General features: G+C 70.8%; 13 protein-coding genes and 2 pseudogenes. 7 read left to right on the plus strand and 8 right to left on the minus strand.

Features of this window, described 5'->3' with window-relative positions; all coding sequences use genetic code 11:
- Positions 1–20 precede the first annotated feature (20 nt).
- The gene (locus ACH4U7_RS21500) at positions 21–1,376 is read right to left on the minus strand and encodes a cytochrome P450 (RefSeq protein ID WP_398529472.1); all 1,356 of its coding nucleotides are present in this window, start codon (positions 1,374–1,376) and stop codon (positions 21–23) included.
- 17 nt (positions 1,377–1,393) lie between these two features.
- Between ACH4U7_RS21500 and ACH4U7_RS21505 the strand changes: the two genes are divergently transcribed.
- Together ACH4U7_RS21505 and ACH4U7_RS21510 are read left to right on the plus strand one after the other, a co-directional pair.
- A complete protein-coding gene (locus tag ACH4U7_RS21505) occupies positions 1,394–1,552 on the plus strand; it encodes a hypothetical protein (RefSeq protein ID WP_398529473.1) in 159 nt (52 codons plus the stop codon).
- A 129-nt stretch (positions 1,553–1,681) separates the two neighbouring features.
- On the plus strand, positions 1,682–1,807 hold the full coding sequence (locus ACH4U7_RS21510) for a hypothetical protein (protein ID WP_398529474.1): 126 nt from the start codon (positions 1,682–1,684) through the stop codon (positions 1,805–1,807).
- Between the two features lie 240 nt (positions 1,808–2,047).
- Here ACH4U7_RS21510 and ACH4U7_RS21515 read toward each other — a convergent pair whose 3' ends face one another.
- From ACH4U7_RS21515 to ACH4U7_RS21530, 4 genes are all read right to left on the minus strand, one after another.
- Positions 2,048–4,126 carry a cytochrome c oxidase assembly protein gene (locus tag ACH4U7_RS21515; RefSeq protein WP_398529475.1) on the minus strand — a complete coding sequence of 693 codons (2,079 nt, stop codon included), beginning with the start codon at positions 4,124–4,126 and terminating at the stop codon, positions 2,048–2,050.
- Positions 4,116–4,724, minus strand: coding sequence for a copper resistance protein CopC (locus ACH4U7_RS21520; protein ID WP_398529476.1), 609 nt, complete (start codon positions 4,722–4,724; stop codon positions 4,116–4,118). Before ACH4U7_RS21520 ends, ACH4U7_RS21515 begins: the two co-directional genes overlap by 11 nt.
- An 87-nt stretch (positions 4,725–4,811) precedes the next feature.
- Positions 4,812–5,513: a hypothetical protein gene (locus tag ACH4U7_RS21525; protein ID WP_398529477.1), complete on the minus strand. Its 702-nt coding sequence runs from the start codon at positions 5,511–5,513 to the stop codon at positions 4,812–4,814.
- Positions 5,514–6,009: 496 nt separating this feature from the next.
- Complete coding sequence (locus ACH4U7_RS21530; protein WP_398529478.1) at positions 6,010–6,606, minus strand: DUF308 domain-containing protein; 597 nt, start codon at positions 6,604–6,606, stop codon at positions 6,010–6,012.
- A gap of 244 nt (positions 6,607–6,850) precedes the next feature.
- On the opposite strand from ACH4U7_RS21530, the gene ACH4U7_RS21535 reads away from it, so the two are divergent.
- The 4 genes and pseudogenes from ACH4U7_RS21535 to ACH4U7_RS21550 form a co-directional block, all read left to right on the plus strand.
- The gene (locus tag ACH4U7_RS21535; protein ID WP_398529479.1) at positions 6,851–8,023 is read left to right on the plus strand and encodes a sensor histidine kinase; all 1,173 of its coding nucleotides are present in this window, start codon (positions 6,851–6,853) and stop codon (positions 8,021–8,023) included.
- Positions 8,020–8,691: a response regulator transcription factor gene (locus ACH4U7_RS21540; RefSeq protein WP_398529480.1), complete on the plus strand. Its 672-nt coding sequence runs from the start codon at positions 8,020–8,022 to the stop codon at positions 8,689–8,691. The genes ACH4U7_RS21535 and ACH4U7_RS21540 overlap by 4 nt, the downstream gene beginning before the upstream one ends.
- Positions 8,688–9,239, plus strand: a complete 552-nt coding sequence (locus tag ACH4U7_RS21545; protein WP_398529481.1) for a glyoxalase superfamily protein — start codon at positions 8,688–8,690, stop codon at positions 9,237–9,239. Before ACH4U7_RS21540 ends, ACH4U7_RS21545 begins: the two co-directional genes overlap by 4 nt.
- A gap of 334 nt (positions 9,240–9,573) precedes the next feature.
- Positions 9,574–9,738, plus strand: a pseudogene (locus ACH4U7_RS21550) (site-specific integrase); the annotation flags it as partial.
- 36 nt (positions 9,739–9,774) lie between these two features.
- On the opposite strand, the gene ACH4U7_RS21555 reads toward ACH4U7_RS21550, so the two are convergent.
- Positions 9,775–10,410, minus strand: a complete 636-nt coding sequence (locus ACH4U7_RS21555; RefSeq protein ID WP_398529482.1) for a TetR/AcrR family transcriptional regulator — start codon at positions 10,408–10,410, stop codon at positions 9,775–9,777.
- 131 nt (positions 10,411–10,541) lie between these two features.
- Between ACH4U7_RS21555 and ACH4U7_RS21560 the strand changes: the two genes are divergently transcribed.
- A complete protein-coding gene (locus ACH4U7_RS21560) occupies positions 10,542–11,972 on the plus strand; it encodes an amidase (RefSeq protein ID WP_398529483.1) in 1,431 nt (476 codons plus the stop codon).
- Between the two features lie 40 nt (positions 11,973–12,012).
- On the opposite strand, the pseudogene ACH4U7_RS21565 reads toward ACH4U7_RS21560, so the two are convergent.
- Positions 12,013–12,427 (minus strand): annotated as a pseudogene (locus ACH4U7_RS21565) (integrase); the annotation flags it as partial.
- Positions 12,428–12,848: 421 nt separating this feature from the next.
- Positions 12,849–14,435, minus strand: a complete 1,587-nt coding sequence (locus ACH4U7_RS21570) for a ricin-type beta-trefoil lectin domain protein (protein ID WP_398529484.1) — start codon at positions 14,433–14,435, stop codon at positions 12,849–12,851.
- Positions 14,436–14,844: the final 409 nt, after the last annotated feature.

Genomic DNA, 14,844 nt, shown 5'->3' on the forward strand with positions numbered 1-14,844 from the left:
GCCCCGGGGGCACCGTGGCGTCAGCGGTGGTGGATCCGCGCGGGCACTCCGGGGTTCGGGCGGAGGTTGACCAGCAGCTCCGGGCGTATCTCGGTGGCGCCGGGCAGCAACTCGACCTCGACGCGCTGGGCGAGCAGCGCGGTGAGCAGATGGCCCTCCATCATTGCCAGATGGCTCCCCGGGCAGACGTTGCCGCCGGTGCCGAACGGCAGATAGGCGCCCTTGGGGAGGGCGCGCTCCCGCTCGCGTGCGAACCGCTCCGGGTCGAAGCGCTCCGGATCGGGGAAGACCTCCGGTCGCCGGTGCAGGCTGTAGGCGTTGATGAACACCATCGTCCCGGCCCGGACGGTGCGGCCGCCCACGACGGTGTCCCGGATCGCCTGGCGGGGGATCACCGCGGCCGGCGGATAGAGCCGCATCGCCTCCTTGAACACCTGCAGACAGTAGGGCAGCCGGGCGAGATCGTCGTAGCACACGGCCCGCTGTCCCAGCACCGTGTCCACCTCGGCGCGGACCGCGTCCCGGACCTCGGGGTGGCGGCCCAGCAGATACAGGGTCCATGCCTGGGCATCGGCGGAGGTCTCCTGGGCCGCGCCCCAGGCGGTGAGCACCTCGTCCAGCAGGAGGTCGTCCGGCATCGTCCCGCCGTCCTCGTAGCGGGCCGCCATCAGATCGTCCAGGATGTCCTGGTGGGCGGCCGGGCCGGGTGCCGAGGGGTCCGCCGGGCCGGTGGCGCGGGCCTGTCGCTGGCGGATGAATCCCGCGATCCACTGCCGGAAGGTGGCGATGTTCCGGCGCGCCCGCAGGTTGCGCGGGGTGGGTACCCACATCGGCAGGGCCACCATGCTGGTGATGGCGTGCATCTCCCACTCGAAGGCCTCGGTGATGGCGCGGGCCAGCACGTTGTTCTCGCGGGTCGAGGCGCTGAACAGCAACCGGGTGACGATGTCCATCGTGAGGGCGTTCATCTCGGCCACCAGGTCGACCTCCGCGCCCTCCTTCCACCGTCGGACGGTCCGCTCGGCCTCGGTCACGATCGCGTCGGCGTGGCGGGGGATGCGCCGGGGGGAGAAGTGCGGCAGCACCAGCCGGCGCTGCCGGGTGTGCAACTCACCCTCGCTGGTGAGCAGCCCCTTGCCCATGAGCGGGGTCAGGGCCCTGGTCTGCCGACGGCCGCGGCCGAAGTCGTCGGCGCGCTCGATGAGTACATCGCGGGCGGTGGCGGCGGAGGACACCACGACCGCGGGGCTGGGGCCGATCCGAAAGCCGATGACGCCGTCCGAGCCCTCGGCGAGGTCGTTCAGCGCGGCGATGGTCCCCGTCTGCCGGTGCCGGCAGGTCGTCGCGGTCCCACGCCTGCCGGCCGGGCAGCCCAAGTGGCCACTCCGCGCCGGTGACCAGCCGCCGTGGCAGCGCGTGGGCCAAGGCGGCCTCGGCCAGGGTGCGCAGCATCTCCAGCGCGGCCACCATCCGGGCATCCGCGCGGTGCAGCAGCCAGGCCACGGCCAGCGCGGCGAGCGCGTGCACGGTCATCATCGCCGGCCCGGCGTGATGCCAGGCATGTCCGTCGCCCGGCGCCGCCGTGAGGTGCCCGGCGTGCGCTGCGTGCCCTGGTGTCCCCGTCGGCGTGTTGCCGTCCGCCCAGGACAACGCCAAGTGCAGCACGCCCTGCGTCGCCAGCGTGAACAGCATGGTCACGGTCGGCGGGCAGTGGCGCCGGGCCAGCGGCCAGACCCCCGCGAACTGCGCCGCGGCCAGGCCGCCCACCATCCGCCACGGCACCGTTCCTTCGGCGATGGCATGGTGACCGAACGTGGCGAGCACCGTGCCGAGCGCCGCGAACACACCGGCCCGCGCGCACGCTCCCACCCGGGCATCGGGCCGGGATCCCCCGGCACGCCCCTGGTGCCCCGTCACGGGATCACGCGGCACGGTTGCCCATCGCCCCCTCCGGCGCGCTGCCGGGCGTTCGTCGTGGACGAGCGGGCTGGTGGAGGTCACGGGCGGCGTTCACCTTGTCGTATACGGCGCGGAGGGTGGGAACTGTTCACACGGCCGGCGGCTGTTGGCGCGGGGCGTCGTCGCCGTGCACGGCGTCACGGTGAGCGGCCGCACGCCGGTCGCGGGCGTGCAGACCGGCGAGGTAGGCGTTGTAGGCGGCGAGCGGGTCGTCGGCGTCGCCACGGTCGATCCGCCGGTCGATACGACGGGCCTCGCGCTGGTCGGAGCGGACCCACTGGATCGCCAGAATGACCGTGGTGAACAGCACCGGGATGTCGCCGGTGGCCCAGGCGATGGCACCGGCGTTGTACTGGTCGTCCAGTGGCTCGGCGACCCAGGGCCGGTCCAGCAGCGACCACCAGCCCTCGCCGATCAGCTCCGTGGAACTCATCAACGAGATGCTGAACCAGGAGTGGAGCGGCATGGTCAGGATCAGCACGAACAGCCGGCCCAGGTGGGGCGGGCGGCGCGGCCCGGGGTCGATGCCGATGACGACCCAGAAGAACAGAAGGCCCACGGCGAGGAAGTGCACCAGCATGAACATGTGTCCGAGGTGGCTGCGCATCAGCGTCTCGAACAGCGCGGTGTAGTACACCGCGAAGGCACTGCCGATGAACAGCGCGCTCACCACCACCGGATGCGAGATCACCTTCACATAGCGGCTGTGCAGCAGTTTGAGCAGCATCTCACGCGGCCCGTCCGGCGAGCCCTTGGGCGCGGCGGGCAGCACCCGCAGGGCGAGGGTGGCCGGGGCACCGAGCACCAGCAGGATCGGCACCGTCATCGCGAGAATCATGTGCTGGCCCATGTGCACGCTGAACAGCACCTTGCCGTACACGGCCAATCCGCTCATGGTCGCGAACACTGTGACGGTCAGGCCCAACAGCCAGGAAATCGTACGCCCGAGGGGCCACTTGTCGCCCCGGGCCCGCAACGTCCGTACGCCCGCCAGGTACAGCAGTGCGGCCGCGCCGGTGCCGAAGGCGAACAGCGGGTCGAAGTGCCACTGGGTGAACAGCGGGGTCTTGGGGAAGCCGCCGAGCGCGGGCGGCATGTCGAAGCCCAGCAGTTCCTCGGCCGGCGAGAGCGAGGTGTCGCCGCTCCCGGGTGCCGGGGTACGGGACAGCCCCACCGCGAGCCCGATCGCCCCCGCCATCAGCAGCAGCTCGCCCACGGCGAGCCGGACGAACGCCCGTCGCCTGCCCTCCCGGAGCGCGGGCAGGGTACGGCGGCGGTGCCACCAGCCCATGCCGCCCAGGACGGCCAGCGCCACCGCCTTACCGAGGACCATCACCCCGTAGGCGCTGCCGAACAGCTCTCCCGGGGACGGGAGCCGCACGGCGGCGCTGACCAGACCGCTGGAGCCGACCGCGAGCAGCGCCCCGCCGGCGAGCGGGCTGAACCGCCGCACCGCGTCTGCTGCCCGCTCCTCACGGCGGGCGGTGGCCACCAGTACGAAAACCAGCCCGCCGACCCAGACCGCGACCCCGAGCAGGTGCAGCGCCAGGCTGGTGACCGCGGCGTCGTGGTTGCCGGACGCGGCGGAATGCCCGCTGAACGCCGGTGGCAGCAGCCCTACAAGAGTCAGGAGCAGCGCCAGGCGCGCCCAGCGTGCGGTCGTGACGCCCACGCAGAAGGTGGCGATCACACCGCCGGCCGCCGCCGTCAGAGCGTAGGAACGTCCCTGCGTGTCGGTGATGGCGAAGTCGGCGAGAACCGCGGGCGAGGCGATGTCCGCGACCGGCGTGGCGAACAGATCGGACAGTGTGAACACCAAGGCGGCCACCGACGCGGCGCCCCACAGCGCGGCTGCCACGGCGGCCCAGTTGAGGTAGCGCAGCTGCGTCGCGGTGAGCTTCCGGCCACCCGGCAACAGGACGACCACCAGCAGCAGAGCGCCCACGGTGGCCACGGCGGCCACGTCCGTGAGAGTCCGGGCCACCGGCAACCCCCACGCGGTCATGGCCCCGGCGTCCGGAATGCCGGGGATCGCCTCACTCGCACCTCCGCCTGCCCCCACGGCCGCCAGCGCCACGGCGACGGCCACCCCCGCGCCCGCGGCGAGCAAGGCGGGCAGCCGCGGCAGCAGCCGCTTGGCCCCGGTGTGCCTGGTCTCAGTCGCCATGACGCGCCCGCCTCCGTCGTGCCGCGAAGACACCGGCCCCGATCACGGCGGCGATCCCGGCGGCGGCCAACGCGCCGGCTCCGGCGAGGACCGGCCCCCGCACCCCCGGGGACGCGGCGTCGTCCCGGTCCGCTTCCCCAGATGCCGGCGCGATCGAGGGGTCGGCGGCTTCCCGCCCTCCCGACGGCGACGGACTCGGGCTGTCCGCCGCCTTGACCGTGAAGGGGTACGAGCCGGAGACGGGATGGCCATCGGCGGACACCACCCGGTAGCCCACCGTGTAACGCCCCGCCGGAGCACCGGCCTTCAGCGGGAGCGTGACGGTCCTGCCGTCCACCCGCGGCCGGCCGGCCGCGACCGGCGTTCCGTCCGACGCGGTCACGGCGACCTTGGCGTACTCCTCGGCCATCGCGTCCGTGAAGTTGAGCGTGATACGCGGGGGCAGCCCGGCGAGCGTCGCGTTCGCACCGGGGCTGCTGGTGTCGAGACCCGTGTGGGCCGCGGCCTGCCCGGCCGCGGCGGCCGGCACCACCAGGGCCGCGGACAGGACGAGGATGCGTGCCGCCGCGCGGGCGGCACGCCGATGGACGGCATGCATGATGCGGAGCTTTCTGTCGTCCCCCGGCGGCGCGGACCACCGGGACGGGAGGGACCGGCCCGCCGGGCGGCCCTCGCGTCGCGCCCGTCAGGACAGGCAAGGACCGCCGATCGGCATCGGCCGGAGAAGGACATGCGGAAGGACATGCGGAAGGACATGCGGAAGGACATCCGGTCGATGCGCACGCGGCGGCGCGCGGCCTTCACGCAGCCTCATCAGCACAGCCGACTTCAGAGGCGCCACGCTCTCGACGAAGGTGACCTGCGGGCCGGCCCCCTGAACGCGGCCGAGCAGCGGCCAGACGAAAGCGAGCAGAGAGCCTACGGCCGCCGACAGCGGCCCGGACTGCCACAACAGCCGCTCCGTGACCCCCAGCAGCCGCGCCGCGAGCAGCAGCGCGATGAGGTGCCCGGCCAGCAGCACGCCGGGGGGCGGCCCGGAGATCGCGTCGTGCTCGGCCAACCACGGTCCGGAGCCGAAACCACCCTGCCCCGCGACCGCCGCACAGGCCCCGGGCAGCGAATAGGCCACGTGATAAGCGAGTTGCGCGGCGGCCAGAACGCCCAGCAACTGGGTGTCGGTCAACCGCCGCCGCGTCAGCACGGCCGCGCCGGGTACGGCCACCAGCGCCGTCGCCGCCACCACGGCCCACCGCGGAGTGTGGCCCTGCGACAGCACGTGTCCGACCAGCGGCAGGAGCACACACAGCACCGCCAGCACCCCGGCCCGTACCCCACGCAGCACGCCGGACGCCGGGGAGGCGGAACACGGCAGGAGGAACGGTCGCATCACAGGCGGCTTTCGGAAGCGGCGGGCGGGCGAGCGGCGGGACACGCGGTGAAGCCCAGTCCTCGGCAGCGTACCCACCCCTCCGACACGGTTCGCTGCCGGGTGGCCCCCTTCGTGCCCGCCCCCGCAGTGCACCGGACCTCTCGGCTGCGAGGACCCGCACGGCCCGGTCAACCGGGACGGGCCGCACAAGCACTGGCCCTCCTCCCGCAAGGCCGCACCCTGAACTGAAGGGTGTCAATATGGACCTCGCCGGGTGGGCCGGGTACGGCTACTGCGACTCCCACTCGCGGTTCAGCCCCGGTCACCCGATCCCTGATCGCGTACGACCACTGATCACCGCGTTGAAAGCCTTGTGTTTCGTCGGGTGGGCTCTGGCGAACATCGTGATTCCGTTGTTCAGCTGAATGTCGATGGTCATGTCTCTCCTCAGGTGGTCGTACTTCTGGTGAAGACGCCGCACCCCCGGGAGAGGCGGTGGCTCCGACGGCGGTGGTCAACGCTTTTCGCGTCGGCTGCGGATGCTCAGGGCGATGGCGGAGACAAGGAACCAGAAGGCACCGAAGGCCGAGTATCCGGCGACGGTAAACAGGCTGCTCGTCGCCGAGGCGGACATGGCAGCGAAGGAGGCACCGGCGAGGACGGACAGTCCGCCGCTGATGACCATGGGCCACTGGGCACCGACGGTGCGTCGGCGCCAGATCGCCACGACGAGCTGGATCGCTCCGGCAAGGAGGGCCCAGATGCCGAACACGAGCAGGGCCGTCCCGATGGTGGAGAAGACGGCGATGATCATCCCGGCGGCGGTGGCGAGGCCGAGAGCCACGTTGGTGGTACCGACGCGGTCCGTGGAGCCGGTGCCGGCCATGCGACGCTCGAGGAGCGTGGCGATGGCGTCCCACAGGGGGTAGATGACGAGCAGCACGCCCGCGATCACCGTGGGCCTGTCCGTCGACACGAGCGAGGCGGAAGTCGTGACGACGAGTGCCACCCAGATCAGGGAGAAGGCGACTCGGATCAGGTAGAGCGATCGGAGCCCGGAGGGCGTCGTCGTGGTCGTGGTGGTGCTCGAAGTCACGGTGGTCTGAGTCATCGGGTGTCCCGTTTTGTGATCGTGATGGTGTGAGACGGTCGCCTCGATGAGGAGTCTCAGCGGCCTCGGGACAGGGCGTGTACTTCGAACGAAGTAGTTTTGCCATCCGCTTCGAATCGAATGAGTTCTGCCGTCCCCATCGCCCGGCCCGGGCTCGCCGTCTACATCATTCGAAGTACACGGCCACAGCACACGTGGACGAGAATTGGGTCATGGTCAAGGCGCAGAACAATCAGGGCGGCCCGTGGCACCCCTGTGGGTCCGCCGCCCCGAGGCGCTGCACCTCGTCGCCTATTCGGTGGCCGCGCTGGTGTTCACCGGCCAGATCGTGGCAGTGATCCTGCGAGGGTCGGATTGGCCGACGGTCCTCTCCGTACTCCTCGCCGGTGGCGGTGTCGCCCTCTCATGGTGGAGGCCGTGGGCAGGACTGGTCGTGGCGAGCGCGGCGTCCTTCGCCGTCGCAGCGGTGGGCCATGACCCCCTGTCGGTGTGGATGATGGCGGTGCTCGTGCTGTTCTCGGTCACCCTCAGGGGGAAGCAGCCGCTGGCCGGAACCGGCATCGTGGCGGCGTTCTTCCTGGGGGCGTTCATGACGCTGGGAGGGTTCCGTGGCGGCGCGATCGTGGGAGCCGCCGCACTCTTCTCAGCCATAGCAGGAGGTGCGACAGGGGCCGCGCTGCGCATCCATCGAGAGCACTGGCGCACCCTGGAGGAACGGGCCGAAAGCGCCATCGTCACCCGCGAGATCGAGGCCACCCGACGGGTGACCGAGGAACGACTCCGCATCGCCCGGGATCTCCACGACATCATCGGCCACCAGGCCGCGATGTTGAGTATGCATCTTGGTGCCGCGGAGATCGGGCTGCCCGAAGACGCCGAGTCCTCCCGGCACGCCCTCGTCTCGGCCAGGTCCAGCGCCCGCACCGTCGTCGTCGAAACGCAACGGATCCTCGCGCTCCTCCGCCTCGGAGACGACATCTCCGACGACGAGGCGCTCCGGCCGACCCCGGCGCTCAGCGGCCTGGAAGGCCTTATCGCCTCTTTCGAGAGCATCGGCCTCGACGTCCGGCCCTCCATCGACATCCCCGCCGGTTTCGTGGAACCCAGCGTCGGCGTGACGGTCTACCGGGTCGTTCAGGAAGCACTCACGAATGCCTACCGACATGGACAGGGGGCGGCAACGGTGGATGTGCGCGAGCGCGACGGCAGGATCTGCGTCACCGTGGAGAACCGCGTCGGTCACTCACTGCGCGGCTCCGACTCCGGCTCCGGCTCCGGCTCCGGCTCCGGCAGCGGACTCGGACTCGTGGGGATGCGCGAACGCGTCGAGTCCTCCAGCGGGCGGCTGACGATCGACAGTGACGGCGGGCGATTCCGGGTCCATGCGGAGTTCAGCCCTCTGGGAGCCGCCGTATGACGACGCGGATTCTGATCGTCGACGACCAGGACGAGATAAGGGCCGGCATCAAAGCGATGCTCCGGCTCGACCCGAGTCTCGTCGTTGCGGGTGATCTCTCCGATGGACTCCAGGTCGTCCCCTTTCTCAGGGACCACCCCGTCGACCTGGTCCTGATGGACATCCGGATGCCCGGCATCGACGGTGTCGAAGCCACCCGCCGGATCCGCAAAGAGCATCCACCCGAAATGATGCGGGTGATCGTGCTGACCGCTTTTGACCAGGACAACATCGTTCTCGCCGCCCTTCGCGCGGGCGCCAACGGTTTCCTGAGCAAGACCGTGAGCCCGGCTGAACTCGTCGCCGGAATCACCGAGGTCGTCGGCGGTGGCGGTGCGCTGTCGGCCGCCGCGACGGCCGCGCTCATCGGTCACAGCCACCGACGACAAGCAACCGCTCGACCGAAATCTGACGCACAGTCATGTCGTGAGGGCGAGTCGCTGCGGCAGTGGTGCCCGCTGCTCAGGCCAACCGGTACTATCGGTAACGGCCTGGTGCAGCCGGCCGCTCGCGCCTTTCAAGGTTGGGTGAATGCACCGAGATTCGCCTGGCCTCGGCTCACTGAACGCGGCGCCAGCCGACAACGCGAGCATCAGCAGGATGGGCCGCGTGGAAAGCCGACGCGATGACGTCCACTACCACTGACCGCGCCAAGAAACTCGCCAAACGCCTGCGCGAGGACCTTGCCACAGCGGGGGTCAAGATCCCGTACAGCCTCGCGCTCGAACTGATCGCCCACCAGCTCGGCACCAAGGACTGGAATGTGCTCGCCGCCCTGGCGAGCCGCGCAGGGAACCCTGCCGCGCCGGGCATCAGCCCGGGCGTGCCGGTCCTGCGCGTCATGTCCGCCGCACAGGCACTGCCCTTCTACCTTGACTACCTGGGCTTCGCCCTGGACTGGGAGCACCGGTTCGAGCCCGGGCTGCCACTGTACGTGCAGGTATCGCGCTCGGCAGCTGTGCTGCACCTCTCCGAGCACCACGGCGATGGCGTCCCCAACAGCGTGGTCTGGATCCCGGTGCACGATGTCTCCGCGCTGCACAAGGAATTGCTCGCCCGACCGAACGCGCCGGTACGTCCCGGTATCGATCCGGACGCGCCCGGAGGGCCTACGCTGCAGGTCATCGACCCGTACGGCAATGTCCTGAGATTCGCGCAGCCGTCATCCGCGCAGTAGCCGACCCCGGCAGAGCGCGCCGCAGCACGCGGTGCGCTCTGCCGACGCGATCCCCGACACGGACACTCCACAGAGCGACGGCAGCAAGATCACGCTCTACGGCTGGAGCACTAAGCGCAAGTCGCGGTATCGAACCGCATGGCGGCCCGCCCCCACTACAGCGAATGCGCTCAGCCGGCCCATCGGCCCTCTGGAGCCAGCTCAGCGATATGCATCACAGCATCACCACCGGAAAGCAACAGGCGCTGCTCTCTCCGTCGCGAACGCGGCGTCGAGAGGGCAGCACTCAATGACCCCGCGAACCCAACCGCACACGGCCTCCGCGGACACAAGCCACTCCTCCCTGACCCACACCGGAGAGGCCGGGGCGAGCCTGTTGATGCTGATGGCGAAGCCACGGCATAAGAAACCGGAGAACGTTCGCAGATACTTCAAACCGTCACCGGAGGCGATCGCCGAGCTCACCAGCCTGCTCGCCCCGGGTGACAGCCAACGCTGAACGCAGGCGGCCTGATTCGCCTGGCGCTTCTTCGCCTCACTTGTTCCGGTCTTCATGGAAGTGAGGAGGCAGGACCGGTTGCTCCCAGAGGCCGGTCAGGTGTTCGTGAAGGACGTCGTGTGCCTCTTGCGGGGTGAGGTGACCGATGAGGACATGCGTGGTGAGGCCGTCCGCAAGGGCGAGGAGAGTGCGGGCCTCGCGTGGTGGATCGAGGGGCGCGGCGCGGTCGGCGCCCTCGTCGGCTTCCGAGATGAGGCGGGTGAACGCCTCCTGCAGGGCTGCGTAGTTCGCCCTCAGCGTCCCGGCGAGCGCCTTGCTGACAGCCGCCTGCGCGACAAAGGCGAGCCAGACCCGGGCCTCGGCGCGGTGCTCTTCCCCGAGTAGTGAGATCTCGGTGGCGGCGTGGCCCAGGGCGGTGCCGGCCGACTGGGCCGGGCTCCTGACGAGGCGGGCCTGCACGCGCTCACTGATCCGCTCGCTGACGTGCCCAAGAGCGAATACGAGCATCTCTTCCTTGGTACGGAAGCACCGCTGAACGGCGCCCATGGACACCTGCGCGCGAGCGGCGACGTCGCGAAGGGTCACGCCCTCAAGGCCACGCTCGTCGGCGAGTTGGCAGACGGCCTCGGCGATGAGGCGGCGTCGGCCCACATGATCCACCTGCCTGGGCATGCCCGGTCGCCTCCCTGCTCCACGGCGCTCTGCTTCGCAGTGCACCTTATGCGATGCGCTCGTATCGGTACCAGGGTACGGTTGCGGTTCCGATGCAAGCGCATCGGTACGTAGGGGAGGAAGGAAAGGTCATGCAGGACGCCCTGTGGAAGATGTCGGCCGCCGCCCAGGCGGAGGCCGTGCGCGGCGCACACGTCTCGGCACTCGAACTGGTCGACAGTCACCTCGATCGCATCGCCGAGGTCAACCCACAAGTGAACGCAATCACACAGCTCCTGGCGGAGCGCGCACGCGAGGCCGCGACACAGACGGACCGTCGGCGGGCCGCCGGTGAAGCGCTGGGGCCGCTCGCGGGCGTGCCGTTCACCGTGAAGGAGAGCACCGCCGTCGAAGGCGTGCCGACCACGTTCGGCACGGAGCGCTTCCGCGATCTGGTGGCGCCGGCCGACGCGCCCCCGGTGGCGCGGCTGCGCGCGGCCGGGGCCATCCCCATCGGGCACAGCAACATCCCCACCCTGATCCTGGCGGGGATGCACACGCGCAGCGAACTGTTCGGCGACACGGTCAATCCATGGGACAGCAGCCGGACCCCGGGCGGCTCCAGCGGGGGCGACGCGGTGGCCGTGGCCACAGGCATGGCGGCGCTCGGGCTCGGCAACGACTCCGGGGGATCGGTGCGCGTCCCGGCCCAGTTCTGCGGCGTGGCCGGGCTGAAGCCGTCCACGGGCCGGTTCCCCGCCGACCACCGCATTCTCGGCCCGGACGACCCAGGCCCGGCGTCCCAGATACTGGTCACCGACGGCCCGCTGGCCCGGAGCGTGGGCGACCTACGGCTGGCTTACGAGGTGCTGGCCGGGACCGATCCGCGAGACCCACGGGCCGTACCGGTGCCCGCGTACGGCGAAGCGCTCCCCGGACCGGTGAAGGTCGCGGTCGTGGCGGACCCCGGCGGGCACGGCGTCCACCCCGCGGTTCGCGGAGCCATCGGGACCGCGGCCGACGCGCTCCGCGACGCCGGATACGACGTGCGCGAGGTACAGGACGTACCGCGGATGGACGAGGCTCTCGAGGCGTACGGCCGGATCACCGTGACCGAGTTCGCCCCGACCTGGCCGGTGGTGCGCGAGCTGCTCGGCAGAGGCGGGGACCGCTACATCGAGATGGCGATGGAGCAGACCCCGCCCGCAAGCGCGGACGAGTTCATGAAGCTGATGGGCACCTGGATGACCATTCGCCGCTCGTGGGCCGAATTCCTCGACGAATACCCGCTGTTGCTCGGGCCGTCGTTCACCGAGCCACCGGTCGAGCCGGGGCTGGAGTCGCGCGACAGGGCGGGCCGGGACCGGGTCGGCTCGGGAATGCGCCTGTGCAGCGTGACCAGCTTCGTGGGCGTGCCCGGTGTGGCCGTACCGACCGGCGTGGTCGACGGGCTCCCCTTGGGAGTGCAGATCGTCGGGCGCGCGTTCCGGGAGGACCTGTGCCTGGACGCGGCCCAGGCGATCGAGGACCGGCTCGGAGTTCTCACACCGGTCGACCCGCGCGTGGGAGGCCGGGCTGATTGAGCCCTTGTGCCAGGGAGGGCGCGCTCGGCGGCCCCCGCATCTTCCGCCACGTTGGCCCATCTCTGCGGGGCGCAGGAGGACCTACGCCGGCAGCGGTCAAGATCCTCCCTACCGTGGAGGCGCCGGTCCTGTGGCCCAAGCGTGCACGCTCTCCCTGGATCCTGCGGCAGCCCCAGCGCGGGTTCTCCCGTGCCGGCCGCAGCACCAACTCCTTCACGGCTTTCGCTGTCGGCGGTCTTCCTGGCTCGATCCGGCGCTCGCTGTAGTCCCACCTGAGTGCAACGAGACGTCGATGCCAGCCGAGCAACGTCCCTGGCCTCACAGGGAACAACTGCGCCCAGCGCCACCGAGGGATCAGCGAGGACAACGCCGCGAACCACAGCCGGTCCGCCCACTCATACCCGCACCGGACTGGCAAGCTGCCTGCGCAGCACCGCGTTCTCGTGCCGGAGCACGAGCAACTCCGCGTCTCTGGCCGTCTGCCGACGCAGCAGCACCGCTCCACGGCCCCACGGTGGCGCGGTGGCGCGGTGGCGCGGTGGCGCGGTGGCGCGGTGGCGCGGTGGCGCGGTGGCGCGGTGGCGCGGTGGCGCGGTGGCGCGGTGGCGCGGGAATACGGCCGATAGCTCGCCCAGTGTGCAGGCCACTGCGGAGCGGCGGGCTTCCAGCACCTGCCCGACCGCTCCCCCGAGGCATGCGCGAACACCGGATCGTCTCACCGCGCACCCCGCCCTGGCACCAGCGTCTGGTGAAGCAGATTGGACGCAGCCGCCGTCCAGGGCCGAGCGCGGCTCGCGCCCGACGACGACCTCAGTGTCATTCCCCTGCCCACCGCCCGAATCGAACGCCGACGAGCCGTCGCCGGGGTCGAGCTGATCACTCTGCCCCCGCCTTCCATCGCCGGGCGTCGCCGCCCTGGTCCGGCAGCAGGAACAGCGTGTCGCCCCAGGACGGTGTCACCGCGTGGCCCGGGGCGATCTCCGGGCGGACCACGCCGCGGGAGTCGACGGCGAAGCGCAGGTTCTGGCCGTTACGGCTGTAGACCGCGGAGCACTCCCAGATGCCGACGCCCTCGTCCGTGGAACCCCGGCTGTCCAAGCAGAAGCCGGGATCAGCGAGTGACTGGAGGACACCGCGCGCGGTGTCGACGCGCCAGCGCTGCGTAGCGGACGACGTGCAGGGCGCCGTGATGACGTCCGTGCCCAGGTCCATCACCCCATCGCGGATGTCGAGGCACCGGCCCGAGGCGACGTTCACCATCTGGGCGTACGTGCCGTTCGGGGGATGTGCCGCAGGCGGCTGAGGCGTCGGCTTCGGCTTCGGTTTCGGTTTCGGTTTCGGTTCGGGCTTGGGCGCGGGCTTCGGGAACGCCGACTGTGTCGTCTTCGACGGGGCCGGAGTCGGAGCGGGGCTCGGCGACTTCGTCCCGGACGTGTGGGAGGGAGATGGAGTCTCCGAGATCTTCACCGCAGCCGTCGGCGATGGCGGCGGCGTGCGGACGCTGCTCGCGGCTGGCACTTGCTCCGAACCGCCCGAGAGCAGCAGGTAGACCAGCAGCGGGGCCACCGCCGCCCCCACGGCCGTCGCGCCCAGCGCAATCCGCCGGGAGGGCCACCAGTTCGACAGTCTGTCGGTGCCGGCCCTGATCTGCTCGCCCGTGTCGCCCCTGACGTACGCCGCGCCACCCCACGGGAGCAGTCCCTCCGCCAGCGCCGTGCGGGGAGTGTCACGCAGTTGCGACTGCTCCTCGTACGCGGTGGCACAGTGCACGCAGTGCGCCATGTGGGTGTGAAGATCCACGCTGTAGCGCGGGGTGCCGGGTCGCACCGACTCCTCGATCAGCCGCCGGAAGCCCTCACAATGCTCATTGCCGGAAGCGGCCAGCCGGGTCATCAGCAGGGACTGACGCAGCCTCCAGAAGGCCGGTTCGATGCCGTACGCCACGTCCCGTGGGGAGATGCCCAACAGATTGGCCGCCCGCTCCGGCGGCTCCTGTTCGACGATGCCGTGCCAGAGCAGCACCTGTCCATGGACCGGAAGTTCCTCGAACGCGGTGAGCATCGGTGGGAGAGGGGCCTCGGAGCCGGACCTGTACACATGCGTGAGCAGGTCGGTGTCGAGACGGGCGGCGCGTTCGTCCGCGGCCCAGGAGGTGGCCACGCCACCCGCCAGCAGCAGGAGTTGATGGCGCCAGGAGCCGCGCGGCTCGTTGCCACGGACCGTGTCGCGGGCCGCGAGCGCAAACGCCTGGGCGGTGAGCTGCCGGGCCGCGTTCTCGTCCGCCGTGCATACGCGCGCGTACGCGAGCACCGAGGGACGGTGACGCGTGCGCAACTCGCGCAGGGCCGGATAGGCGGTCGGGGAGCCCGTCCGCAGCAACGTGGTCAGCTGGACATCGGACATCTCCCTCAGCACGCCCTCGCCAGCCTCGACGTCACCGTCATCCCGCGCCGCCCGGGTCATCCCCTGCCTCCTCGCACCCTCCGTCGCCGCCCGGCAGGCACGTCTGAAACTGAGAGGTGCCGACCGGCTAGGGGTGACCTTAGCCGTGGCAACGGACTTGCAGGGAAGGGGTACTGGTGGGTAACCGGTGTGCGCCATGAGGGATCGACACACATCCGTGAGGTGGCGGAGGGAAAGCTCCATCCAACAGGTCGCCCGTCAACTCGCATCGAGCACAGAATCGTTATGAACTCCTGGCGCGATACGCCGTCGGTGCCATCCGTGGACGCGATCAACACGTCCGGATTTCCGGCAGGGCCCTGCGGGCAACCGAGCAACGCCCTGGCGCCACAGGGAACACGCGCGCCCAGCGCCACCAGGGGGACGCCGACGGCACCCTGCCCCCGCTACGCACACCGCACGGGCCAGG

Source organism: Streptomyces sp. NPDC020845 (genome assembly GCF_044334165.1).
In the GTDB taxonomy this organism is placed as follows: Bacteria; Actinomycetota; Actinomycetes; order Streptomycetales; family Streptomycetaceae; genus Streptomyces.

Bases quoted from the DNA above. Each gene is read 5' to 3' on its own strand.
- ACH4U7_RS21570 (WP_398529484.1), bottom strand. From the start codon at position 14,435: ATGACCCGGGCGGCGCGGGATGACGGTGACGTCGAGGCTGGCGAGGGC.
- ACH4U7_RS21560 (WP_398529483.1), top strand. From the start codon at position 10,542: ATGCAGGACGCCCTGTGGAAGATGTCGGCCGCCGCCCAGGCGGAGGCC.
- ACH4U7_RS21515 (WP_398529475.1), bottom strand. From the start codon at position 4,126: ATGGCGACTGAGACCAGGCACACCGGGGCCAAGCGGCTGCTGCCGCGG.
- ACH4U7_RS21545 (WP_398529481.1), top strand. From the start codon at position 8,688: ATGACGTCCACTACCACTGACCGCGCCAAGAAACTCGCCAAACGCCTG.
- ACH4U7_RS21520 (WP_398529476.1), bottom strand. From the start codon at position 4,724: ATGCATGCCGTCCATCGGCGTGCCGCCCGCGCGGCGGCACGCATCCTC.
- ACH4U7_RS21555 (WP_398529482.1), bottom strand. From the start codon at position 10,410: ATGCCCAGGCAGGTGGATCATGTGGGCCGACGCCGCCTCATCGCCGAG.
- ACH4U7_RS21530 (WP_398529478.1), bottom strand. From the start codon at position 6,606: ATGACTCAGACCACCGTGACTTCGAGCACCACCACGACCACGACGACG.
- ACH4U7_RS21540 (WP_398529480.1), top strand. From the start codon at position 8,020: ATGACGACGCGGATTCTGATCGTCGACGACCAGGACGAGATAAGGGCC.
- ACH4U7_RS21525 (WP_398529477.1), bottom strand. From the start codon at position 5,513: ATGCGACCGTTCCTCCTGCCGTGTTCCGCCTCCCCGGCGTCCGGCGTG.